At 72.2% G+C, this 21,575-nt stretch carries 18 protein-coding genes; 8 read left to right on the top strand and 10 right to left on the bottom strand.

The window, feature by feature from the left end:
* Positions 1 to 2,224 (top strand): VWA domain-containing protein (locus R7226_RS14350; RefSeq protein WP_318597860.1); only part of this gene is annotated, 2,224 nt, incomplete at its 5' end.
* Between the two features lie 55 nt (positions 2,225 to 2,279).
* Here R7226_RS14350 and R7226_RS14345 read toward each other — a convergent pair.
* Positions 2,280 to 3,011: a class I SAM-dependent methyltransferase gene (locus tag R7226_RS14345; protein WP_318597859.1), complete on the bottom strand. Its 732-nt coding sequence runs from the start codon at positions 3,009 to 3,011 to the stop codon at positions 2,280 to 2,282.
* 56 nt (positions 3,012 to 3,067) lie between these two features.
* Here R7226_RS14345 and R7226_RS14340 point away from each other — a divergent pair, with 56 nt between their 5' ends.
* Entirely contained in the window at positions 3,068 to 3,406 is a 339-nt protein-coding gene (locus R7226_RS14340; protein WP_318597858.1) for a DUF3817 domain-containing protein, read from the top strand.
* 83 nt (positions 3,407 to 3,489) lie between these two features.
* Here the strand turns inward: R7226_RS14340 and R7226_RS14335 are convergent, their stop codons facing one another.
* The 5 genes from R7226_RS14335 to R7226_RS14315 are packed head-to-tail and all read right to left on the bottom strand — an operon-like array spanning position 3,490 to position 9,474.
* Positions 3,490 to 4,683, bottom strand: coding sequence for an MFS transporter (locus R7226_RS14335; RefSeq protein ID WP_318597857.1), 1,194 nt, complete (start codon positions 4,681 to 4,683; stop codon positions 3,490 to 3,492).
* 31 nt (positions 4,684 to 4,714) lie between these two features.
* Positions 4,715 to 5,554 (bottom strand): carbohydrate ABC transporter permease, encoded by an 840-nt coding sequence (locus R7226_RS14330; protein ID WP_318597856.1) that lies wholly within the window; start codon positions 5,552 to 5,554, stop codon positions 4,715 to 4,717.
* Between the two features lie 3 nt (positions 5,555 to 5,557).
* Positions 5,558 to 6,898 carry an ABC transporter permease subunit gene (locus tag R7226_RS14325; RefSeq protein WP_404827843.1) on the bottom strand — a complete coding sequence of 447 codons (1,341 nt, stop codon included), beginning with the start codon at positions 6,896 to 6,898 and terminating at the stop codon, positions 5,558 to 5,560.
* A gap of 3 nt (positions 6,899 to 6,901) precedes the next feature.
* Positions 6,902 to 8,251 (bottom strand): ABC transporter substrate-binding protein, encoded by a 1,350-nt coding sequence (locus R7226_RS14320; protein WP_318597854.1) that lies wholly within the window; start codon positions 8,249 to 8,251, stop codon positions 6,902 to 6,904.
* Positions 8,248 to 9,474 (bottom strand): ABC transporter ATP-binding protein, encoded by a 1,227-nt coding sequence (locus R7226_RS14315; protein ID WP_318597853.1) that lies wholly within the window; start codon positions 9,472 to 9,474, stop codon positions 8,248 to 8,250. The genes R7226_RS14320 and R7226_RS14315 overlap by 4 nt, the downstream gene beginning before the upstream one ends.
* Positions 9,475 to 9,716: 242 nt before the next feature.
* Here R7226_RS14315 and R7226_RS14310 point away from each other — a divergent pair, with 242 nt between their 5' ends.
* Entirely contained in the window at positions 9,717 to 11,714 is a 1,998-nt protein-coding gene (locus R7226_RS14310; RefSeq protein ID WP_318597852.1) for a bifunctional diguanylate cyclase/phosphohydrolase, read from the top strand.
* A gap of 21 nt (positions 11,715 to 11,735) precedes the next feature.
* On the opposite strand, the gene R7226_RS14305 is transcribed toward R7226_RS14310, so the two are convergent.
* A complete protein-coding gene (locus R7226_RS14305) occupies positions 11,736 to 12,281 on the bottom strand; it encodes a YceI family protein (RefSeq protein WP_318597851.1) in 546 nt (181 codons plus the stop codon).
* Between the two features lie 95 nt (positions 12,282 to 12,376).
* On the opposite strand from R7226_RS14305, the gene R7226_RS14300 reads away from it, so the two are divergent.
* Together R7226_RS14300 and R7226_RS14295 are read left to right on the top strand one after the other, a co-directional pair.
* On the top strand, positions 12,377 to 12,907 hold the full coding sequence (locus R7226_RS14300) for a MarR family winged helix-turn-helix transcriptional regulator (protein WP_318597850.1): 531 nt from the start codon (positions 12,377 to 12,379) through the stop codon (positions 12,905 to 12,907).
* Between the two features lie 144 nt (positions 12,908 to 13,051).
* Positions 13,052 to 13,219, top strand: coding sequence for a hypothetical protein (locus R7226_RS14295; RefSeq protein WP_318597849.1), 168 nt, complete (start codon positions 13,052 to 13,054; stop codon positions 13,217 to 13,219).
* Between the two features lie 98 nt (positions 13,220 to 13,317).
* Here R7226_RS14295 and R7226_RS14290 read toward each other — a convergent pair whose 3' ends face one another.
* A complete protein-coding gene (locus R7226_RS14290) occupies positions 13,318 to 14,487 on the bottom strand; it encodes an amidohydrolase family protein (RefSeq protein WP_318597848.1) in 1,170 nt (389 codons plus the stop codon).
* Positions 14,484 to 14,864, bottom strand: coding sequence for a hypothetical protein (locus tag R7226_RS14285; protein ID WP_318597847.1), 381 nt, complete (start codon positions 14,862 to 14,864; stop codon positions 14,484 to 14,486). Before R7226_RS14285 ends, R7226_RS14290 begins: the two co-directional genes overlap by 4 nt.
* A 166-nt stretch (positions 14,865 to 15,030) precedes the next feature.
* Between R7226_RS14285 and lon the strand changes: the two genes are divergently transcribed.
* A complete protein-coding gene (gene lon, locus R7226_RS14280) occupies positions 15,031 to 17,316 on the top strand; it encodes an endopeptidase La (RefSeq protein ID WP_318597846.1) in 2,286 nt (761 codons plus the stop codon).
* On the opposite strand, the gene R7226_RS14275 is transcribed toward lon, so the two are convergent.
* Positions 17,313 to 18,347 carry a glycosyltransferase family protein gene (locus tag R7226_RS14275; RefSeq protein ID WP_318597845.1) on the bottom strand — a complete coding sequence of 345 codons (1,035 nt, stop codon included), beginning with the start codon at positions 18,345 to 18,347 and terminating at the stop codon, positions 17,313 to 17,315. The genes lon and R7226_RS14275 overlap by 4 nt on opposite strands.
* Positions 18,348 to 18,528: 181 nt before the next feature.
* Between R7226_RS14275 and R7226_RS14270 the strand changes: the two genes are divergently transcribed.
* Positions 18,529 to 20,004: an NAD-dependent succinate-semialdehyde dehydrogenase gene (locus tag R7226_RS14270; protein WP_318597844.1), complete on the top strand. Its 1,476-nt coding sequence runs from the start codon at positions 18,529 to 18,531 to the stop codon at positions 20,002 to 20,004.
* 190 nt (positions 20,005 to 20,194) lie between these two features.
* On the top strand, positions 20,195 to 21,535 hold the full coding sequence (locus R7226_RS14265; protein WP_318597843.1) for a S1 family peptidase: 1,341 nt from the start codon (positions 20,195 to 20,197) through the stop codon (positions 21,533 to 21,535).
* Positions 21,536 to 21,575: the final 40 nt, after the last annotated feature.

Below are 21,575 nucleotides of genomic sequence, written 5' to 3'. Positions count from 1 at the left end.
CGCCCCCCCCGCCGGCTCCGACACCGCCGGCGCCGACGCCACCACGGCCCCGGCGGCGGCCGCGAAGCGCGCCGGCGTGCAGGTCGACGCGGTTCCGCTCGCCAGCCGCGCCGCCACACCCGCCGCGGCGACGCCCGCCGCGTCCGCCGACGCCGCCACGCGAGCCGCCCCCGACGCCGCCGTCACCCGCCTCACCGTCCCCTCGCCGCTGCGCGCCGGCGATCAGCTGGCGTTGCAGGCGACGATCCGCAGCACGACGACCGCCACCGCGACCGTCGTGCTCGCGCGCGACGGCGCGGAGGTCGGGCGCGAGCGGGTCGCGCTGACCAGGGGCGACAACCCGCTGTTGCTGACCTACCGCGCCCCCGCCGCCGGCTGGCACGCCTACCGGCTCGCGGTCGAACTGCCGGGTGACGCGGTCACGGTCAACGACGCGCTCGACGCCACGACCCGGGTCTCGCCGCCGCCGCGCGCGCTCGTCGTCGCGGAGACGCCTGACGCGGTCGGCACCCTTCCCGCCGTGCTCCAGGGCGACGGGATCGAGGTCGCGACGACCACGCCCCAGGCGCTCGCGACCGCCGAGCTCGAAGCGGCCGACACGATCGTGCTCGCGGACGTCCCCGCGCGGGCGCTGGACGCGGCGCAGACGACCGCGCTCACCGCCGCGGTCCGCGACGGCGGCGCCGGCCTGCTCGTGCTCGGCGGACCGCACAGCCTGTCGCTCGGCGGCTGGGCCGGCAGCCCGCTCGACGCGCTGCTGCCGGTGCAGAGCCTCAGACCGGGCGGCGTGCGCAAGCGGCAGCTCGCGCTCGGCCTCGTGCTCGATCGCTCCAGCTCGATGAACGACCTCGCCGGCGGCGTCGATCCCAAGATCGCGATGGCGCGCGCCGCCGCGCAGTCGGCGCTGGAGCTGACCGCGAGAGACGAGGACGAGCTGGCCGTCGTCGCCTTCGACGCGGTCGCGCGCGACCTGCTCCCGCTCCAGCGCACGACGACTGGCAACGCCGGCGCGATCGGCGAGCTGATCGACGGCCTCGACGCCGACGGCGGCACGAACATCCTGCGCGGACTGGAGCGCGGCGCCGCGCAGCTCGCCCGCAGCGCCGCGCCGGTCAGACATCTGATCCTGCTCAGCGACGGCGTCTCGGAAGAGGGCGACTACGAGCCGCTGCTCGCGCGGCTGAGACAGGAGCGGATCACGCTCTCGACCGTCGCGCTCGGCCAGGACGCCGACACGGCGCTGATGCGGCGGCTGGCGCGGTCCGCCGGCGGCCGCTTCTACGCGGTCCCCGACGCGCGTGAGCTGCCGAGGGTCTTCGCGCGCGAGACACGCCGCAGCGCGCCGTCGGTCGGCGTGCGCGCGACGCTGCCGGTGACCGCGACGGCGGCGAGCCCGCTGACCGCGGACCTCTCCGGCAGATCGCTGCCGCCGCTGCGAGGGACCGTCCTCACGCGCCTGCGCCCCGGCGCGGTCGCACCGCTGAGCAGCGAGGTCAACGGCAGAGCGACGCCGATCCTGGCGCAGGGGCAGCAGGGTCTCGGCCGCGTCGTCGTCTGGACGCCGGGCGGGGGGCCGTGGGCCGGCGACTGGCTGAATACGCGCCCGCAACTGTTCACCGCCGCCGCGCGCTGGGCGCAGCGCGGCGTCGCGACGCCGCCGCTGCAGCCGTCGCTCGCGCCGGGCGATCCCGGCACGGTCGTCGTCGACCCGCTCGCGACCGCCGGCACGACGCTCGACCTCGCGACGGTCACCGGCACCGTCCGCGCGCCTGACGACACCGTCACGCAACTCACCTTCAACCAGGTGGCGCCGAGCCGCTACGCGGCCCCGCTGCCGCGCGGGGACGGCACCACCGGCGCCTCCGCCCGGCCGGCCGAAGACGGCGCCTCCCCGCCCACCCCCGGCGTCTACGGCGTCGCCGTGAGCGCGGCGGGCGGCGAGCCGGCGGACGATCCCGCCGGCGCCGCGCCCAGCGAGCAGGCGACGAGCGCCGACGCCCTCCTCGCCGTCCCCTACCCGGCCGAGTTCCGCCCCCAGCCGGCCGACGCCGGCCGCCTCGGAACGCTCACCGCCGCGACCGGCGGCCGGCTGCTCGACCCCGGCGACCCCGCCGCCGCGCTCGCCCCCGATCCCGGCGACCCGCTGTGGCGCATCCCGGTCGCCGCGGCGCTGATCCTGCTGCTCGCCGCCGTCGCCGCGAGCCGGCTCGCGCGGCGCCCGTGACGCGAACTCCGGTCGTTTGCTGTTGCTGAGCGACAGCAACGACCGCGCTTCGACCTCAGCCGGGCTTGCGCGCGACGAGCACCGCGAAGCAGTGGTCGCGGAAGGGGGCGTCGGCGTCGGGGAAGCCGGCTGCTTCCAGCCACGCGATCTGATCGCCGACCGGCGCCCAGACGTCGTGCGCCATCCGCTCCTCCGACGCCGCCCACTCCTCGGGCGTCGTGCCCAGCGCCGCGCTCGACGCTCTGTGCCAGGCGCGGTAGCCGGCCTGAATCGCGGGCGTGCGGCCGAGCACCTGCTCGGCGTTGACGAACACGCCGCCGGGCCGCAGCGCCGCGTGGACGCGCGTGAACAGGTCGCGCTTGCCGGCGTCATCGAGATGGTGGATCGCCAAGGCGGAGACGACCGCGTCCCAGCCGTCCGCGCCGGTCGCCCCGGCGCCGCCGCCCGCCGCGCCAGCCCCACTCGCATCAGGCAGCGGATCGCGCAGATCACCCACCACGAACGTGGCATCCGCCACCCCCGCCAGCCGCTCGCGCGCCTGGTCGAGCATCGCCGGCGCGCCGTCGACCAGCGTCAGCGCCACGCCCGGACGGGCGGCGGCGACCATCCCGGAGAGCAGCCCGGTGCCCGCTCCGAGGTCGAGCACCCGCCGCACCTCGCCGGCAGCGCCGAGCGCGCCGACCGCAGTTCCGTAGAAGGCGTCGAACGGCGGGATCAGCCGCCGCCGCAGGTCGTCGGCGTAGCTGCCGGCGTGAGCTTGGAAGACTGCGCGGGCATTGTCTGTCATAGCTGACAACTGTACACGATCACAAACAGCACGAACAGGAGGTATCGTCTCCGCTCATGCCACCCGCCTCTCCCACCACCTCCACGCCCGATCTCGCCTCGACGAGACGGCTGCTGAACATCGTGCTCGCGATCGGCATCGCCGACCTGCTGCTGTTCCTCGTGCTGATGTACGTCGCCTTCATCGACCGCAGCGACTCGATGGTCAGCCTGATCGGCCCGATCCACGGCATCGGCTTCGTCGCGCTCGTCGGCCTCACCGCCAAGGGCGCCGTCGACGGCCGCTGGGGCTGGTGGTTCCCCGGCATCACGCTGATCACGACCGGTCCTCCCGGCTCGATCATCGGCGACCTGATCCTGCGCAAGCAGCTCAGAGATCACCCCGACGCCGCCTGACGCAGCGCACCGCACCGCAGCACCGGCCGCCAGCCCCGGCGGCCAGCGAGCCTCCCGCGAGCGCGCAAGGCGCCCGCCCCCTCCTAGCGCTCCGCCCGCCCCGCCGCCAGCGCCACGACGGCAGTCAGCGCGACCGTCGCCGACAGCGCCCACGGCAGCGACGTGAGATCGGCGACGAAGCCGAGCAGCGGCGGCCCGGCCAGCAGCCCGCCGTAGCTCATCGTCGACACCGCGGCGATCGCCGGGCCCGGTGACATCTCACGCGACCTCCCCGCCGCGCTGAACAGCAGCGGCACCCCGTTGGCGAGGCCGAGCCCCGCGAGCGCGAGCGCCGGCAGCGCCAGCAGCGGCTCGCCGCTCAGCAGCGTCGCCGCGAGCGCCAGCGACGCCGCCGCGCTGCCCCAGCGCAGCAGCCTCGCGGGCCCGATGCGGTGGTTGAGCGCGTCGCCGCAGAAGCGCCCGATCGCCATCCCCCCGGCGAAGCCGGCGTACGCGACGGCCGCCACGGCGGCCGCGGCGCCGAGGTCGCGGTCGAGGTACAGCGCCGACCAGTCGGTGATCGCGCCCTCGGAGAGGAACAGCATCGCGCTCAGCGAGCCGATCAGCAGGATCGCGCGCGAGGGCCAGACGAAGCGCGCCTGCGCCGGCGCCGCGCCATCCGAGCCCGACGCGCCCACCGACGCCCCGCCCTCCCCGCCGGCCGCGCCCGCCCCCTGCGTCGCCGCGCTCACATCGCCGAGATGGCGCCCGAACCACAGCCCGCCGACCAGCAGCAGCGCGCAGAAGACGGCCGCCTCCACGCGCGGGTCGACCCCGGCGACGTGGCCGAGCGCGACGGCGCCGGCGCCGACCAGCCCGCCGAGGCTCCAGCCGCCGTGCAACGACGACATCACCGGCCGCTCCTGCGCGTGCTCGACCGCGACGCCGTGGGCGTTCATCGAGACGTCGAGCACGCCGTTGGCGACACCGAGCGCGAACAATGCCAGCGCCAGCGCCGCGGGCGAGGGCGCAAGCAGCGGCAGCACGCCGGTCAGCGGCACCAGCAGCGCGCCGAGCCGCGTCAGCGTCGCGCTGGAGCGGCGGTCGAGCTCGCGGCCGACGACGATCATCGCCAGCACCGACCCGGCCGCCATCGCGAGCAGGCAGAGGCCGATCATCGAGGTGGAGACGTCGAGACGGTCGCGCACGTACGGGACGCTCCCCGCCCACGTGCCGATCACCGACCCGCTGACGAAGAACATCGCCGCCGTCGCGACCCGCGGGCGGCGGAGGACCATCGCTCTCAGCGTCGCACAGTCGGCCGCGGAGCTACTTGACGGACCCCGCCAGCATCCCCTGCACGAAGTAGCGCTGGAAGGCGAGGAAGACGACGAGCGGAATCGCCAGCGACAGGAACGAGGCCGGTGCGATCAGGTCGATGTTGGAGCCGAACTGGCGCGTCTGCGTGAAGATCGCGACCGTCAGCGGCTGCGTGTCGCGCCCGAACGTCAACGCGACGATCAGGTCGTTCCACGTCCACAGGAACTGGAAGATCGCCAGCGACGCGATCGCCGGCAGCCCCAGCGGCAGGATCAGCCGCACGAAGATCTTCAGCTCCGAGGCGCCGTCGATCCGCGCCGACTCGAGGATGTCTCTCGGGATCCCGGCGAAGAAGTTGCGCATCAGGAAGATCCCGAACGGCAGCCCGAAGGCGACGTGGAAGAGCACGAGCCCTTGCACGGTGTCGAACAGGCCGGTGTCGTTGTAGAGCGAGAAGATCGGGATCAGCGCGACCTGCAGCGGCACGACGAGCAGGCCGATCACGACGACGAACAGCCAGTCGCGGCCGGGGAAGGAGAGCCAGGCGAAGGCGTAGCCGGCGAGCGACGCGACGATCACCAGCAGCAGCGTGTTGAAGACGGCGATCTGCACGGTCGTCCACAACGCGCTCATGATGTCTCTGTTGTCGAACAGCGCGCTGTAGTTGTCGAAGGTCGCGAGGCTCGGCTGCGAGACGACCTTCCACCAGCCGGTCGTCGTGATCTCGCTCGCGGGCAGCAGCGACGTCAGCAGCAGCCCGAACGTCGGCACGAGCCACATCGCGGCGAGCACGATCAGCAGGATGTTGAGCGGCCCGTGCCGCGCCAGCTGTCCGATCCGCGCGGCCATCGCCTACGCCTCCTCTCGCTTGAAGCGGCGGATGTTGAGCGCCAGCACCGGGATCACCAGCAGGAACAGGAAGACGGCGATCGCGGAGCCGAGCCCGAAGTCGTTGACGCCGCCGAAGGAGGTGCGCCACATCGCCAGCGCGATCACGTTGGCGTCGTCCTGCGAGGACTGCGGCGCGACCGACAGGATGATGTCGAAGACCTTCAGGACGTTGATGATCATCGTGATGAAGACGACCGACAGGACCGGCGCCAGCATCGGCACCGTCACGCGTCTGAAGACCTGCCACTCGGTCGCGCCGTCGGTCCGCGCCGCCTCCAGCACCTCGCGCGAGATCGACGACAGCCCGGCCGCGATGATCACCATCGCGAAGCCGGCCCAGACCCAGATGTAGGCGATCATCACCGCCGGGGTGATCAGCTTCGGCCCCAGCCACGAGACGCCGGTGAACGGCTCCTGGAAGGTCTGCGGCCCGACCGCCACTCTGAATTCACCCGGGCCGACGTCTCTGAAGACGAAGGCCCCGCCGGCACCGCTGGTCGCCGTCTGGCTGACCCCGCCGCCAGGGTCGCGCAGCTCGATCGTCGCGCCGGCGATCCCCAGCTCCTCGGGCTCGACGACGCCCGGTCTGCCGCCGCCGGGCTTGAAGTCGCGCCAGACGACCCCGGTGATCTCGCCCTCGACCGCTCTCGGCTCGACCGCCTGTCTGGCGTCGGCGGGCACCTCGTCGGGAGGGATCGCGGTCAGTCCCAGCGACGCGGTCTCGCCGGCCGAGACCGGGTTTCTCAGCACGAAGCCCTGCTCGACGCTGCCGGTCAGCTGCGGCGAGGAGGCCTGCCCGGCGGTCAGCACGCCGCCGCTGCCGAAGGTGTCGTCGACGACCTTGATCGCGGCGTTGATCGTGCCTCTGCTGGGGTCCTTCTCGTCCATGATCCGCCAGATCACGCCGGCCGCGAAGAGCGAGATCGCCATCGGCATGAAGACGGCGGTCTTGAACGCCGTCGACCAGGCGATCCGCTCGGTCAGGACGGCGAAGACCAACCCGATCGCGGTCACCAGCGCCGGCACGACCGCGACCCAGATGACGTTGTTCTTGATCGCCGTCTGGAGCGTGTCGGTGGTGAAGATCTCCTTGTAGTTGTCGAACGCGATGAACTCGTCGCCGCCGCGGTCGAAGAAGCTGCGGACGATCGTCCAGCCGGTCGGGTAGACGATCCAGACGACGAGGAAGATCAGCGCCGGCGCGAGGAACAAGAGGGCCACGAGCGAGGCGCGGCCGCGGTCGTGCCGGCGACCGCCGCCCCGCCCCGTCTCAGCCCCGCCTCTCAGCGCCGACGCCCCCATCGCCTACCGGTACGCTCTCGCCGCCGCGGCTTCGAGCTTGTCCGCCGTGCCGTTTATGTCAGAGGGATCGGCGAGGAAGTCCTGCAGGATCTTCCACTCCCCCTGGCTCGGCGTGCCGCCGAAGGCGGCCGGCGCGAGGTCGGACATGTCGAAGCGGAACGTTCTCGCCTCGGCGATCGCCGTCGCGATGTCGGCGGTGATCTCGTCCGGGTAGACGTCCTCCCCGACCGTTCTGTTCGGCGAGGAGAAGCCGCCGCGCTCAGCCCAGGTCGCGGCGCCCTCGGTCGAGGCGAGGAACTCGACGAACGCTCTCACCGCGGGCGTGTCGCGGAAGGTCGCGATCGAGTCGCCGCCGCCGACGACGTAGTCCTCGGAGTCGCCGATCTCGGGGAAGCCGTAGACGTTGAAGCCCTCGCCCGCTCTCAGTCTCGTCGTCTCCGCGACGACGCCGGGCACGAAGTCGCCCTCTATCACCTGGGCGGCTCTGGCCGGGTTCTGGAAGACGGCCTCGACCGACGCCGGGAACTCGGTCTGCAGCGCGCCGGCGGTGCCGCCGAGGATGTTCTGTCTGTCGGAGAAGACCTGCGACATCGTTCTCAGCGCCGCTCTGACCGACGGATCGGTCCACGGGATTCTGTGCTCGCTGAGCTGGTCGTACTTCTCCGGGCCCGCCTGCCGCAGGTAGATGTTCTCGAACAGGTCGGTGAGGGTCCAGCCGTCGGCGCCGGCGATCGAGTAGGCCGGGATGCCGGAGGCGCCGATCGTTCTGGCGTTGGTGAGGAACTCGTCCCAGTCGTCGGGATCCTCCACACCGGCGTTTCTGAACGCCTCGACGTTGAACCAGACGGTCGACTTGTTCGCGCCCTTGTAGACGAAGCTGAACAGTCTCCCGTCGATCGTGCCGAGCTCGACGAAGTCGGGCGCGTAGTTGGCGCTGACCGTGTCTCTGGCGTAGTCGATCGATCTCAGCGCGCCCTGTCTCTGGAACTCTCTGATCAGGCCGGGCTGGGCGATCGTCGCGATGTCGGGCGGGTTGCCGCCCTCGACCGCGGTGCCGACGACCGTCGGCAGGTTGTCGCCGGCGGAGGTGTATCTGACGTCGACCTCGGGATAGGTCTCGTTGAACTTGTCGATGACGGCCTGGAACGATCTCTGCTCGTCGCCGGTCCAGATCCCGATCACCGAGACCGAGCCGCTGACGTCGGTCGCGGTCGTCGAGGCGCTCGTGGCGCCACCGCCGCCGCTCGTCGTCGCCGAGCCGCCGTCGTCGTCGTCGCTGCCGCAACCGGCCGCCAGCGCTGCCGGCGCGAGCGCCAGCAGCGCCGCCGCCGTCGCGATGCGGTGCCGTGTCATGAGGAGGGTGCTCCTTCCGTCTGAGCCGCGGCGTCATAGATGCCGAGCCCGTTGCCGGGGTCGAAGAAGTGCAGTGCGGTGGTGTCGACCGACAGCTCGATCGCGTCTCCCTCGACGGTGCGCGACTTCGGCGACAGCCGGCCGACGACGGTCGCCTCGGACGCTCTCGCGTCGAGCGCTTCCAGGCCCTTGTCGGCCTGCAGCTCGCGCACCTCGTCGGTCTGCGCGGGGCGCGCCGCGATCGTCGCGTGGACGTCTACCTCGGAGCCGAGCGCCTCGCGCAGCTTCACCCGGGCGCGCAGACGGCTGCCGTCGGCGGCCGCGCCGGCGACGGACGCGTCCTCCAGCGACTCGGGCCGGATCCCGAGCACCAGCTCGCGGCCGGCCCACTGCGCCAGCGCCGGCCGGGCCGCGACGAGCTGCTCGGGCAGCGCGAGCCGCTGGTCGCCGAGCTGGACGGCGTAGCCGCCGTCGTCGCGCTCCAGCGTCGCCTCGATGAGGTTCATCGCGGGGCTGCCGATGAAGCCGCCGACGAAGACGTTGAGCGGATGGTCGTACAGCTCCTGCGGGGTGGCGACCTGCTGCAGCTCGCCGCGGCGCATCACCGCGACGCGGTCGCCCATCGTCATCGCCTCGACCTGGTCGTGCGTGACGTAGATCGTCGTGACGCCGAGGTCGTCCTGCAGGCGCGCGATCTCCGCGCGCATCTGCACGCGCAGCTTCGCGTCGAGGTTGGAGAGCGGCTCGTCCATCAGGAAGGCCTGCGGCTCGCGCACGATCGCGCGCCCCATCGCGACGCGCTGGCGCTGGCCGCCGGAGAGGTTGCGCGGCTTGCGCTTGAGCCACTCGGTCAGGTCGAGCACGTGCGCCGCCTCTCTGACACGGCGGTCGATCTCGTCCTTGGGAACCTTCTTCAGGCGCAGCCCGAAGGCGATGTTCTCGTAGACGGAGAGATGCGGGTAGAGCGCGTAGCTCTGGAAGACCATCGCGATGTCGCGGTCGCGCGAGGGGACGTCGTTGATGACGCGGTCGCCGATCCGCAGATCGCCCTCGCTGATCTCCTCCAGGCCCGCGACCATCCGCAGCGCGGTCGTCTTGCCGCAGCCGGAGGGCCCGACGAGCACCATGAACTCCTGGTCGGCGATCTCCAGCTGGATCGACGAGACGGCACGCGTGCCGTCCGGATAGACCTTGCTGACGCGATCGAAGCTGACCTCCGCCACCGGACCGTCCCTCCGCAGGGGTGCAGAACCGTTGGGGGCTGCTCGCGCCCGGCATCCCTCCTCCTGAACAGAGACGTACCCCCTGTCCGCCGCGTCCCAAACGGCGCGCACGGCCTGTTGCGGCGAGCGTCCATCTGTCAGCTTCGGAACGCGCGCGTCAAGCTCGCGCGACCAGCGGCCGATCACCAGTGAAGGACATCCAGGGAAGGACCGTTTTGCAGCAAAACTTGTCGGGGGCGCCATTGCGGCAGCTGCTCGCCGCGGCGACGATCGTCGGGCTCGTGCTGCTGTTCGGGCAGGCGCTGACCGACTTCGGCGGCAGCGCGACCGACGTCGTGATCGATGACGGGATCTACTTCGCGCTCGAGCTGGGCGGCGCGATCGCCTGCCTGGTGCGCGCCGCGCTCGTGCGCGACCGCCGCCCCGCCTGGATCTGCATCGGCCTGGCGATCCTCGTCTACTCGCTCGGCGACGGCATATGGGGACTGTTCTTCGACCGCGGCGACTCGCCGTGGACGGCCGACGCCGCCTACCTGCTGTTCTACCCGCTCTGCCTCGCCGGACTGGGCCTGCTGCTGGCCGACGGCCGCGACCGCGTCGCCGCGCGACTGTGGGTCGACGGCCTGATCGGCGGCCTGACCGTCGGCGCCTACGTCGTCGCCTTCGCCTATGAGCCGGTCCTCAACGCCAGCGACGCCACATCGGCGCAGACGGCGCTCCATCTCGCCTACCCGCTCGCCGACCTGATGCTGATCGGCTTCATCCTGACGGCCTTCGCGACCCAGGCATGGCGGCCGGGCGGCGTGTGGGTCCTGCTCGGGCTCGGGATGGTCGCCTTCACCGTCGCCGACACGCTCTACGCCTACCAGAGCGCGACGGGCAGCTTCGACGACGACTCGATCGTCTCGGCGTTGTGGCCGTATGCGCTCGTCGTGTGGGGCTGGGCGGCGTGGCAGCCGTGGCGACCGCGGCAGATCGAGAGCGGCTTCGGCCTGCAGGCGTTCGCGATCCCGGCGGGCTTCGCCGGCCTCGCCGTCGCGCTGCTCTGCCTCGGCCAGTTCACCGACATCGCGACCGCGGCGGTGCTGCTGGCGACCGGCGCGCTGCTGATCGCGACCGCGCGCGCCGGCTGGACCTTCCGCGAGTACATCAGGCTGCTGCGCACCACCCGCGAGGAGGCGCTGACCGACGGCCTCACCGGGCTGCCGAACCGCCGTCGCCTGATGGCCGACCTCGATCGCGCGGTCGCCCTCTGCGCCGCCGACCCGCGCCGCAGCCAGACGCTCGCGTTCTTCGACCTCGACGGCTTCAAGGGCTACAACGACGGCTTCGGCCACGCCGCCGGCGACATGCTGCTCGACCGCCTCGCCAGCCGGCTGGCCGAGGTCGTGCGGGGCCACGGCCGCGCCTACCGGCTCGGCGGCGACGAGTTCTGCATCCTGCTCGACGAGGCGGCCGGCGCCGGCGACCCGATCGTCGAGGCGGCCTCCGCCGCGCTGCGCGAGCAGGGCGAGGGATTCAGCGTCGGCGCCTCCTGCGGGCTCGTCGCGATCCCCTCCGAGGCCGACTCGGCGACGCACGCGCTGCAGCTCGCGGACCAGCGGATGTACGCCGCCAAGGACGACTCGCGCCAGTCGAGCCGCCGGCAGACGTGCGACGTGCTGCTGCAGGTGCTGCGCGAGCGCGAGCCGGAGCTGCACGACCACCTCGAGGGGGTCGCGGCACTGGTCGTCGGGGTCGCGAGGCGGCTGGGGCTGAGCGCCGAGCAGGTCGACGAGGTCGCGCGCGCGGCCGAGCTGCACGACATCGGCAAGATCGCGATCCCCGACGAGATCCTCCACAAGCCCGGCCCGCTCGACGCCGACGAATGGAGGCTCATGCGCGAGCACACCGTGATCGGCGACCGCATCCTCGGCGCGGCGGCGGCGATGCGGCCGGTCGCGGCGATCGTGCGCTCCAGCCACGAGCGCTGGGACGGCGCCGGCTACCCGGACAAGCTGGCCGGCGAGCGGATCCCGCTCGGCGCGCGGATCGTCGCCGTCTGCGACGCCTACGACGCGATGGTCAGCGAGCGCCCGTACCAGGGCTCCCTGCCCCACCTCGACGCGCTGACGGAGCTGAGACGGTGCGCCGGGACGCAGTTCGACCCCCAGGTGGTGGCGGCGTTCAGCGACGTCATCGCCGCCCTGAACGCACAGACGCCGCCGGGGTTCGAGCGAACCCGCGACGGCGTCAGGTGAGTCTGAGCTTGGAGCTGCGCGCTACGCCTTGACGGCGGAGATGTCGAGCGCGAGCTTGACCTTGTCGCTGACGAGCATGTTGCCGGAGCCGAGCGCCTGGTTGAACTTCATCTCGAAGTCGCTGCGGTTGATCTGGCCGGTGACGGTGAGGCCGACGCGGGTGTTGCCCCACGGGTCCTGGTCGGAGCCCTCGAAGACGGCCTCGAGCGTGATCGGCTTGGTGATGCCGTGGATCGTGATGTCGCCGGTGATCTTGAACGTCTCGTCGTCGACGGCCGTTATCTCGGTCGACGTGAACGTGATCTGCTCGTGCGTCGCGGCGTCGAAGAAGTCAGGCGAGCGGAGGTGCTCGTCGCGCTGCGCCTCGTTGGTGTCGACGGAGGCGACCTGGACGGTGCCGGTCGCGGTCGCGCTGCCGTCCTCGCCGATCGTGAGGCTGCCGGCAAACTCCTTGAACTTGCCCTTCACGGTGGCGATGCCCATGTGCTTGACCTGGAAGCCGACCTCCGAATGAGCGGGGTCGACGTTCCAGGTGCCGGTGGGGACGGAGGTGACAGTGGCGGACATTTGGGTGATTCCTTCCTTCGGGACGGGGCGAAGTTGATTGCGTGGTCAACAACATAGCACAAGTGATTGCGCACGCAACTGTTATGCTCCTTCACATGGCCATCCATCCCTCACCCACCTCCCCGCTTCCCGCTCCGGCGGACCTCGGGCCGCTGGATGAGCAGGAGGGATCGGTCTGCGGCGCTTCGGACTGGGAGCGCCTGTCCGATCACGAGAGTGCCGCCTGGCACGGGTTCCTGCAGGCGCATGCCGAGATCCAGGTCGAGCTCGAGCACGAGCTGCAGACCGCCCACCAGCTCTCCTTCAGCGACTACTTCGCGCTGCTCGCGCTCGACAAGGCCGAGCGTGGCAGCCTGCGCATGCACGACCTCGCCAAGCCCGTGCGACTGACCCGCAGCGGGCTCACGCGGCTCGTCGAACGACTCGAACGGGTCGGCCTGATCGAGCGCGCCCCCTGCCCCGACGACGCGCGCGGCACCGAGGCGCGCATCACCGAGGCCGGCCGCGCGCTCGTCCACGCCGCATCGGCGACCCACCTCGCCGGCGTGCGCCGCCGCTTCCTCACGCGCTTCTCCCCCGCGGAGCTGCAGCTGCTGGCCGAGCAGTTCGGCCGGCTGAGCGCGTAGCGGCGTCGCAGCTCTCGTGCGCTGCGGCCGGGCGGCCTCGTCCGCCCGCCAGCGCGCTGTTGTGACAAACGGCGAAATCACGTTGCGCGAACGTTGGACGCCTGTCCCAGGGAATCCTCTGCTCAGAGGCGCATCATGCTCTCCATGCAGACCACTTCACCCATCCGCCGCTACGTGATCGTGCGTCATCGGGATCACGGCACGACGGCGTCTCGCTGGAGCATGGAGCGTGTCGCTCCGACCCAGCGCGACGCCGCTGCCGCGACGATGGCGACGCCGCAGCCGCTGCCGCAGGCAGCCCGCGCCGCGTAGCTGACTGCGTCCGTCCCGGCGCCCCTGGCGCTCCGTGCACCCTCGGCCGGAGCGGCGGAGGCGCCGGGCGACGCATCTCCTCCCTCCCCCTTCGGGGCTCAGTCTGCGAACAGCATGTCCGGGACCGGCACGTCGGGCGTGCGCGCGACCGTGAGCGCGAGCGCCAGCAGGTGCGTGCCGGCCGGCAGCATCCCCGGCGGCTCCACGCCCGCCGCGGCCAGCCCGGCGGCCTCGTAGGCGTCGATCAGGTCGCCGATCACGCGCGCGTGCGCCGCCTGCGGCGCGTCGGCGGGGACGGCGCAGGAGAGCCGCGCGAGGCTCAGCATCTCGGCGTTGCCCGTTCTGCCCGCGAGCTGGCCGAACGCGGCCGTCAGGTAGCCGGCGACGCGGTCGAGCAGGACGTCGACCGAGACGCGCGTCGAGCCGGACGGGCGACCGCCGTCGAGCGGCTCCTCCCCCGCCAGCAGCCGCTCCGCCTGGCCGCCGAGCACGAGCCGCAGGCGCGCGTCGTCGACGCCGGCCTGGCGTGCGATCCGGATGATCTCCAGCGCCCCGATCGGCGTGCGGCCGTAGGGCGCGTCGCTGGCGAAGAGGATCTGGCCGGCGGGGACGGTCGCGAACAAGGTCAGCAGGTCTGCCGGCGCCCACCACGAGGTGTCGAAGAAGAGGTTCGGCAGCTCCTGCGCCTGCCTGCCGATCCAGGCGAGGTCGCTGATCCCGGCATGCGCGAGGATCAGCCGCACGCCCGGGTAGCGAGTGGCGACCTGGACGGCGTGAGCGCCGAGCGACGGGATCCCGCGGCCGGCGTGCACGAGCACCGGCACCCGGCGCTCGTGCGCGAGCGCCCAGACGTCCTCCAGCCGCCTGTCGTCGAGCTGGAAGCTCTCGCCGCGCGGGTGCAGCTTCAGCCCGCGCGCGCCGGCGTCGAGCACACGCTGCGCCTCATGCGCCGGGTGGACGGCCGGGTCGACACGGCCGAAGGCGCTGAGGCGGCCGCCCGATTCGGCGGCGGCGGCGATCACGGCGTCGTTGGGGCCGGGATAGCCGTCGGGCTCTCTCAGCGGGAAGACGACGCCGCGCGCGCCGGCCTCCTCCAGATGCGCGATCAGCTCGGCCGGCGTACAGCGCATCGTGTCGGGATCATGCTCGCCGACGTGCGTGTGGACGTCGATCGGCACGACGGGGTCGCCGCCGTCGCCGATCGTCGCCAGCTCGTCGCGGTACCAGCGCAGCACGGGCGCCGGCACGGACAGGTCTGGGCGCGTCACAGCGGCAGGCGGTCGCGCAGCTGCTCGAGCTTCGAGCGCCTGCGTGAGCGCAGCTTCAGCAACACCGTCAGCGCGCCGAGCGCGGCTGCGCCAAGGCCGACGAGCAGCGGCGCCTTCGAGGAGCCGGCCGGCGGCGCGGTGACCTCGACGCTGGTGTTGCCGTGGTGGCGCGGCGCGGGCATCGCGAACTGCTCGGCGGCGAGCACGTCGTGCGGCTCGCTCTCGCCCTCGGGGTTGTCTGGCAGCTCGATCGGCCCCTGCTCGACGATCGCCGCGTCGGGCGAGGGGCCGGGGAACTCCTCGGCCGCGAGCACGTCGTGCGGCTCGTCGGTCGCGTCCGGCTTGTCGGGGATGCCTCTGGGCTCGCGTTCGCTCATCGGGACCAATCTTTCCAGATCGTGGACACGGCAACCACGTGTTTTCAGAAATTCGCCCCCACATCGCTCATCGTGCAAAACTTGAGCGGGCGCGACTCACATCACGTGACTGTGGCTATACTCGCTTACTCATGGTAAGTCCTTCGACAGGAAGTGACGCAGCGACATGAGCCGACTTCTGCTCGTCCCCTTGGAAGACGCCGTCGTCTTCCCCAACATGACGCTGTCCCTCGCCGTCGACGTCGGCGACGAGGAGCGCGTCCTGCTCGTTCCCAAGCACGAGCACGAGTTCGCCAGCGTCGGCACCGTCGCCGACGTCGTCGAGCACGTCCGCCTGCCCGGCGGCGCCCGTGCCGTGACCCTCAACGGCCTCTACCGCGGCGTCGCCGGCGCCGCCCACACCGCCCCCGACGGCAAGCTCTACGTCGAGGTCGAGGAGCGCCCCGACCCCGAGCCGGTCGACGGCCGCACCCGCCACCTCGAGCGCGAGTACCGCGCCGTCGTCGAGGAGCTGCTGGAGCTGCGCGGCGACGACGGCCGCATCCAGGCCTTCGTGCGCGCGATCAGCGAGCCCGGCACGCTCGCCGACACCGCCGGCTACTCGCCCGACATCTCCTTCGAGCAGAAGGTCGAGCTGTTGGAGAAGCTCGACGTGACCGACCGTCTCGAGCTCGCCGTCGCGCTCCAGAAGGAGCGGCTCGCCGAGCTGCAGGTGCGCACGCGCATCCGCGACGACGTCCAGAACGGCGCCGAGAGACAGCAGCGCGAGTACTTCCTGCGCAGACAGATGGAGTCGATCCGCAAGGAGCTCGGCGACGACGACGCCAACGTGATCGAGGAGTACCGCTCCAAGATCGAGGCGGCCGGCATGCCCGAGCACGCGCGCGAGCAGGCGGAGAAGGAGCTGGGCCGGCTGGAGCGGCTCGGCGAGCAGTCGGGCGAGGCGGGCACGATCCGCACCTACCTCGACTGGCTCGTCGCGATCCCGTGGAGCAGAAGATCGGACGAGAAGCTCGATCCGGTCGCCGCCCGCGCGGTGCTCGACGCAGACCACGCCGGCCTCGACGACGTCAAGGAGCGGATCACCGAGTACCTCGCCGTGCGCAAGCTGCGGCAGGAGCGCGGGATCGAGGAGGACAAGCGCTCCGGGGCCATCTTGACCCTGATCGGCCCGCCCGGCACCGGCAAGACCTCGATCGGCGAGTCGATCGCGCGAGCGACCGGCCGCGAGTTCGTGCGCATGTCGCTCGGCGGCGTGCGCGACGAGGCCGAGATCCGCGGCCACCGTCGCACCTACATCGGCGCGCTCCCGGGCCGCCTGGTGCGCGCGCTGCGCGACGCCGGGACGATGAACCCGGTGATCATGCTCGACGAGGTCGACAAGGTCGGCGCCGACTGGCGCGGCGATCCCAGCGCCGCGCTGCTCGAGGTGCTCGACCCGGCCCAGAACCACTCGTTCCGCGACCACTACCTCGATCTGGAGCTGGACCTCTCCGGCGTGCTCTTCCTCGCGACCGCGAACGTCGCGGACTCGATCCCGGGGCCGCTGCTGGACCGCATGGAGGTGATCCGCTTCGACGGCTACACGACCGCGGAGAAGACCGCGATCGCTCGCGGCTACCTGTGGAAGCGGCAGCTGGAGCGCAACGGCCTGCGGCCCGACGAGGTCGAGGTCTCAGACGCCTTGCTGGAGCAGGTCGCGACCGAGTACACGCGCGAGGCCGGCGTCCGCCAGCTCGAGCGCACGCTCGGCACGGTGCTGCGCAAGACCGCGACGCGGATCGCGTCCGGCAGAGCGGAAGCGCCGGTGACGATCGACCTGGACGTGGTGCGCGACGCGCTCGGGCGCCAGAAGTTCTTCCAGGAGGCGGCGATCCGCACCGCCGTCCCGGGCGTCGCGACCGGCCTCGCCGTGACCGGCACCGGCGGCGACGTGCTGTTCGTCGAGGCCGTCCGGATGCCCGGCAAGGACGGGCTCGTGCTGACCGGCCAGCTCGGTGACGTGATGAAGGAGTCGGCGCGGATCGCGCTCTCCTACGTGCGCGGCCACGCGGGCGAGCTGGGGATCGACGAGCATGTCTTCGACGACCACGGGCAGTTCCATGTGCACGTGCCCGCGGGCGCGATCCCGAAGGACGGCCCGAGCGCCGGCGTGACGATGGTGACCGCCTTCACGTCGCTGCTGAGCGGCCGCTCGGTCAAGCACACGGTCGGCATGACCGGCGAGGTCACGCTGCAGGGCCGCGTGCTGCCGATCGGCGGCGTCAAGCAGAAGGTGCTCGCCGCCCACGCGGCCGGCCTGACCGACGTGATCCTGCCCGAGCGCAACCGCGGCGACCTCGACGACGTCCCCGCGGACGTGCGCGAGCAGATGACGTTCCACTTCGCGATGACCGTCGACGAAGTGCTGGCCGTGGCGCTGGAGCCGACGCGCGCAGGCGCGACGGCCTAGAGAGCGGCGGTTAGCCCGCGCGGCTCCGACGACCGGAGCCGCGCGCGCTGCACCGCCTCCTCCAGGACCGCCTCCCACGCCCCGAGGTTGCGGGCGGCCCGCTGGCTGGCGCCCCACTCCAGCGCCCGCTTGGCGAGCTTGCGCCGCTCGCGGTCCTTGCGCACGAGGCGGGTGAGCGCGGCCTCCCAGCCGTCGTCGGGCACGAGCCGGCCGCCCTGCTTCTCACCGAGGTTCGCGTACGGCCCTATCGGCGAGGCGAGCCACGGCACGCCGGCGGCGGCGTACTCCTTCACCTTCACGTTCGAGCGCGCGCGGTTGAACGGTATGTCGTCGAGCGGGGCGATCCCGACGTCGAACTCGGCGACGCGCGCGCCGAGCGCGCTGTACTCGACGACCACGTCACGCCTGTAGCGGTCGGAGTCGAGCCCCAGGTCGATCCCGATGCAGTGCACCCGCGCGTCGGGGTTGGCCTCCAACACCCGTTCGAGCATCGGCTTGATGCCGAGGTGGCGAAGGTCGTGAGAGTGCTCGTTCGCAGCGACCCAGCCGATCGTTACACCGTCGTGCGGACGGGCGGTCGGGGTCGCGTAGAGCGTCGGCAGGTAGTTCTCGACGACGCGGACGGGGTCGACGCCGTGACGCCGGTAGGTCGTGGCGATCGCCCCGGTCGTCGTCGTCATCACGTCGGCGGCACGTGCGACCGCGAGCACGTCGGAGAGCATCCGCTGCAGCTTCGTGCCGCGCTTGCTCCAGCTGCCCTCGACCTCCTCCGGCTCCGCGGTGAGGTCATCGTCGACGTCCCAGACGACCCCGACGCCGGCGTCGTGGAGTTGACGCACGAGTCTCCGTATCGGCGGGTCGCTCTGGCGGTAGACGTGCACGACGTCGCACGCCAACAGCGGCTGGCCGTCGAGTCTTCTGTCGGCGTCGGCGAGTATCAGCTCGTGCCCCCGCCCGGTCAGCTCCGCGAGCGGAAAGGCGCGGTAGGCCGAGTTGGCGACCGTCAGTGACGTGAGGATTCCGATCCGCATGGCGCTGCCAAGCATGCCTGAGCCGGACCATCACTGTCCAGTTTTCAGTTGATCGATCGCCACCCGCCGTGCTCCGCTGCGGCGCACGAGTGTGAAGCCACCCTGGACGTTTCGTCGGGCCCCGGCGCGGTAGCTTCCAGTCCGAGACCGAGATTGTCGGACAGAGAAGGCTGGAGACCGGATGACCACGATCACCCCCACGCAGGAGCAGGCCGTCCTCGAGCGGGTCCCGAAGGGCCTCTTCATCGGCGGCGAGTGGCGCGACGCGACCGGGGGCCGCACGCTCGGTGTCGAGGATCCCTCGACGACGCAGACGCTGACCGAGATCGCCGACGGCACGCCCGAGGACGCGCTCGCCGCGCTGACCGCCGCGCACGAGACGCAGAAGTCGTGGGGCTCGCACGCGCCGCGCGAGCGCGGGGAGATCCTGCGCCGCGCCTTCGAGCTGATCGCCGCCCGCACCGACGAGCTGGCGCTGCTGATGACGCTCGAGATGGGCAAGCCGATCTCGGAGTCGAAGGCGGAGATCACCTACGCGAACGAGTTCTTCCGCTGGTTCTCGGAGGAGGCGGTGCGGATCGAGGGGCGCTACGGCACCTCGCCCAACGGCAGAGGCCGGATGCTGACGATGAAGCAGCCGGTCGGCCCCTGCCTCTTCATCACGCCGTGGAACTTCCCGCTGGCGATGGGCACGCGCAAGATCGGCCCCGCGATCGCGGCCGGCTGCACGATGGTCGTCAAGCCGGCGCAGCAGACGCCGCTGTCGATGCTCGCGCTGGCGGCGATCCTCGAGGAGGCCGGCCTGCCGAAGGGCGTGCTGAACGTCGTCACCTCGTCGAGATCGGGCTCGCTGATGGCGCCGCTGATCTCCGACCCGCGCGCCCGCAAGCTCTCCTTCACCGGCTCGACGCCGGTCGGCCAGAAGCTGATGCAGCAGGCCTCCGAGCAGCTGCTGCGCGTCTCGATGGAGCTGGGCGGCAACGCCCCGTTCCTGGTCTTCGACGACGCCGACGTCGACGACGCCGTCGAGGGCGCGCTGCTGGCGAAGATGCGCAACATGGGCGAGGCCTGCACGGCCGCCAACCGCTTCCACGTCAGCGACAAGGTCGCCGACGAGTTCACCGAGAAGCTGGCGAACCGGATCGGCGCGATGAGAGTCGGGCGCGGCACCGAGGAGGGCGTGCAGGTCGGCCCGCTGGTCGACGGCAAGCAGCGCGACACCGTCCGCGGCCTCGTCGACGACGCGCTCGCCAAGGGCGCGACGGCCGTCGTCGGCGGCAGTGACCACGACGGCGCCGGCTACTTCTACAAGCCGACCGTCCTCTCCGGCGTCAGCGACGACGCCGAGCTGCTGCGCGAGGAGATCTTCGGCCCGGTCGCGCCGGTGATCTCGTTCGACTCCGAGGAGGCGGCCGTCGCCGCCGCCAACAGAACCGAGTACGGCCTCGTCGCCTACGTCTTCACGAAGGACGTCAAGCGCGCGCTGCGCGTCGTCGAGGGGCTGGAGACCGGCATGGTCGGCCTCAACCAGGGGATCGTCTCCAACGCCGCAGCGCCGTTCGGCGGCGTCAAGCACTCCGGCTTTGGCCGCGAGGGCGGCCGCGAGGGGATCGAGGAGTACGTCGACACGAAGTACGTCGCGATCAACCTCGACTGAGGCGCGCCGATGCCGCCGGCCCGCGCGCTTCCACGCGCGGGCCGGCCGATCGGTTCCTGAACCGCAAAATAGTTCGATCACTCGAACCATGTTCAACATTTGAGCGCATCAACGCGCCAAGAATGGAGAAGGTTTAGCGGTTTTTCGCACTCCTGCCGATTACGGTGGTCATGACGGCCGATCGCTGCCCATGACCCCGCGCGCTCGCTTCCCACTCCTCGCCCTGCTGCTGACCCTGGTCATCGGCAGCGCGGCGCAGGCCCGCACCCCAATCGCCGCTCCGAGCGCCAGAGCGAGAGCGAGCGTCGTCGGCGGCACCCCGGCAGCGGCCGGCATCCTCTCATCGGTCGTCTTCATCACGTCGCAGACCAGCGCGACCTCGGCGATGGCGTGCAGCGGCACCGTGCTCGCCCCGACCGTCGTGCTGACCGCCGCGCACTGCGTCGTCGACGAGACGACCACGACCGTCCGCCCGGCGGCCGGCATCGCGATCTCCAGCGGCCGTCTCGACCGCACCGAGGCCGGCCAGGACGTCGGCGCCGCGCGCGTGCTCGTCCACCCCGCCTACGACCCCCGCGCGATACGGTCCGACGCCGCGCTGCTCGTGCTCTCCGCACCACTCTCCGCCGCTCCAGTCGCGGTTGCCGGCGCCGGTGACGCCGCCCTCGCCGCCCCCGGTGCGCCGGCCCTCTTCGCCGGCTGGGGCGCGACGAGCGGCAACTCCTCCGAGGCATCCTCCCGCCTCCTGCAGACGACGACGACCGTGCTCGCCGACGACCTCTGCCGCCGCCTGCTCGGCGCCGACTTCGACGCCGGCGTCACGCTCTGCGCCGTCGACTCGCCCCGCTTCGCCGGCTCAACCTGCCGCGGCGACAGCGGCGGCCCGCTGCTGCTCCAGCGCGGCGACGGCGCGCTCGTGCAGGCCGGGATCACGAGCTGGGGCAGCCTCGGCTGCGACACGCGCGTGCCGCAGGCGTTCACGCGCGTAAGCGCGATCAGCGGCTGGATCGCGGAGCAGCTCGCCGCGGTCGCGGCCACCCCGTCGACGACCGCCCCCGCCGACGACGGCTCCCTTGCCGGCACACGCGACAGCGGCGCGCAGAGCGCCACCACGATCGCCGCCGCGCTCTACCGCGGCAGCACCCGCCAGCGGCGCGCGATCGCCGTCCGCGTCGCCAGCGGCGGGCGCACCGTCGCCGGCGTGCAGTTCGCCTATCGGGCCCGCTGCGAGCTGCCCGCCCGTGGCCGGGGCCGCTCCGGCGGCGGTTCCACCGTCCGCCGCGCCAGCACTCGCAGCGGCTGGCGCAACGGCGCCTTCCGCTCTGCCACCAGCACGCGCCTGCCGATTGCCGCGCGCGCCAGCGGCGGGGCCTTCACGACGCAGCGGCTCGACAGCAGCGGCCGCCGCGTGCGCGTCACCGGCGCCTTCAGCACCGACGGCCGCCTGCGCGGCACGCTGCGCGTCAGCTGGCGCGAGCGCGGCGGCGCGCGCTGCGACAGCGGCGTCGTGCGCTACAGCGCGCAGCGCTGACGCGCGCGCCCGCAGCCGCGCCCGCGCTCTGAGGACCGTC

The sequence above is a fragment of the Conexibacter stalactiti genome (genome assembly GCF_033542075.1).
Lineage (GTDB): Bacteria > Actinomycetota > Thermoleophilia > Solirubrobacterales > Solirubrobacteraceae > Conexibacter > Conexibacter stalactiti.
The sequence above is the reverse complement of the archived record's forward strand: the minus strand, read 5'-3'. Positions and strand labels throughout refer to the sequence as shown.

Bases quoted from the DNA above. Each gene is read 5' to 3' on its own strand.
- R7226_RS14300 (WP_318597850.1), top strand. From the start codon at position 12,377: ATGGCCATCCATCCCTCACCCACCTCCCCGCTTCCCGCTCCGGCGGAC.
- R7226_RS14325 (WP_404827843.1), bottom strand. From the start codon at position 6,898: ATGGGGGCGTCGGCGCTGAGAGGCGGGGCTGAGACGGGGCGGGGCGGC.
- R7226_RS14295 (WP_318597849.1), top strand. From the start codon at position 13,052: ATGCAGACCACTTCACCCATCCGCCGCTACGTGATCGTGCGTCATCGG.
- R7226_RS14335 (WP_318597857.1), bottom strand. From the start codon at position 4,683: ATGGTCCTCCGCCGCCCGCGGGTCGCGACGGCGGCGATGTTCTTCGTC.
- R7226_RS14270 (WP_318597844.1), top strand. From the start codon at position 18,529: ATGACCACGATCACCCCCACGCAGGAGCAGGCCGTCCTCGAGCGGGTC.
- R7226_RS14345 (WP_318597859.1), bottom strand. From the start codon at position 3,011: ATGACAGACAATGCCCGCGCAGTCTTCCAAGCTCACGCCGGCAGCTAC.
- R7226_RS14275 (WP_318597845.1), bottom strand. From the start codon at position 18,347: ATGCGGATCGGAATCCTCACGTCACTGACGGTCGCCAACTCGGCCTAC.
- R7226_RS14340 (WP_318597858.1), top strand. From the start codon at position 3,068: ATGCCACCCGCCTCTCCCACCACCTCCACGCCCGATCTCGCCTCGACG.
- R7226_RS14305 (WP_318597851.1), bottom strand. From the start codon at position 12,281: ATGTCCGCCACTGTCACCTCCGTCCCCACCGGCACCTGGAACGTCGAC.
- R7226_RS14285 (WP_318597847.1), bottom strand. From the start codon at position 14,864: ATGAGCGAACGCGAGCCCAGAGGCATCCCCGACAAGCCGGACGCGACC.
- R7226_RS14320 (WP_318597854.1), bottom strand. From the start codon at position 8,251: ATGACACGGCACCGCATCGCGACGGCGGCGGCGCTGCTGGCGCTCGCG.
- R7226_RS14330 (WP_318597856.1), bottom strand. From the start codon at position 5,554: ATGGCCGCGCGGATCGGACAGCTGGCGCGGCACGGGCCGCTCAACATC.
- R7226_RS14265 (WP_318597843.1), top strand. From the start codon at position 20,195: ATGACCCCGCGCGCTCGCTTCCCACTCCTCGCCCTGCTGCTGACCCTG.
- lon (WP_318597846.1), top strand. From the start codon at position 15,031: ATGAGCCGACTTCTGCTCGTCCCCTTGGAAGACGCCGTCGTCTTCCCC.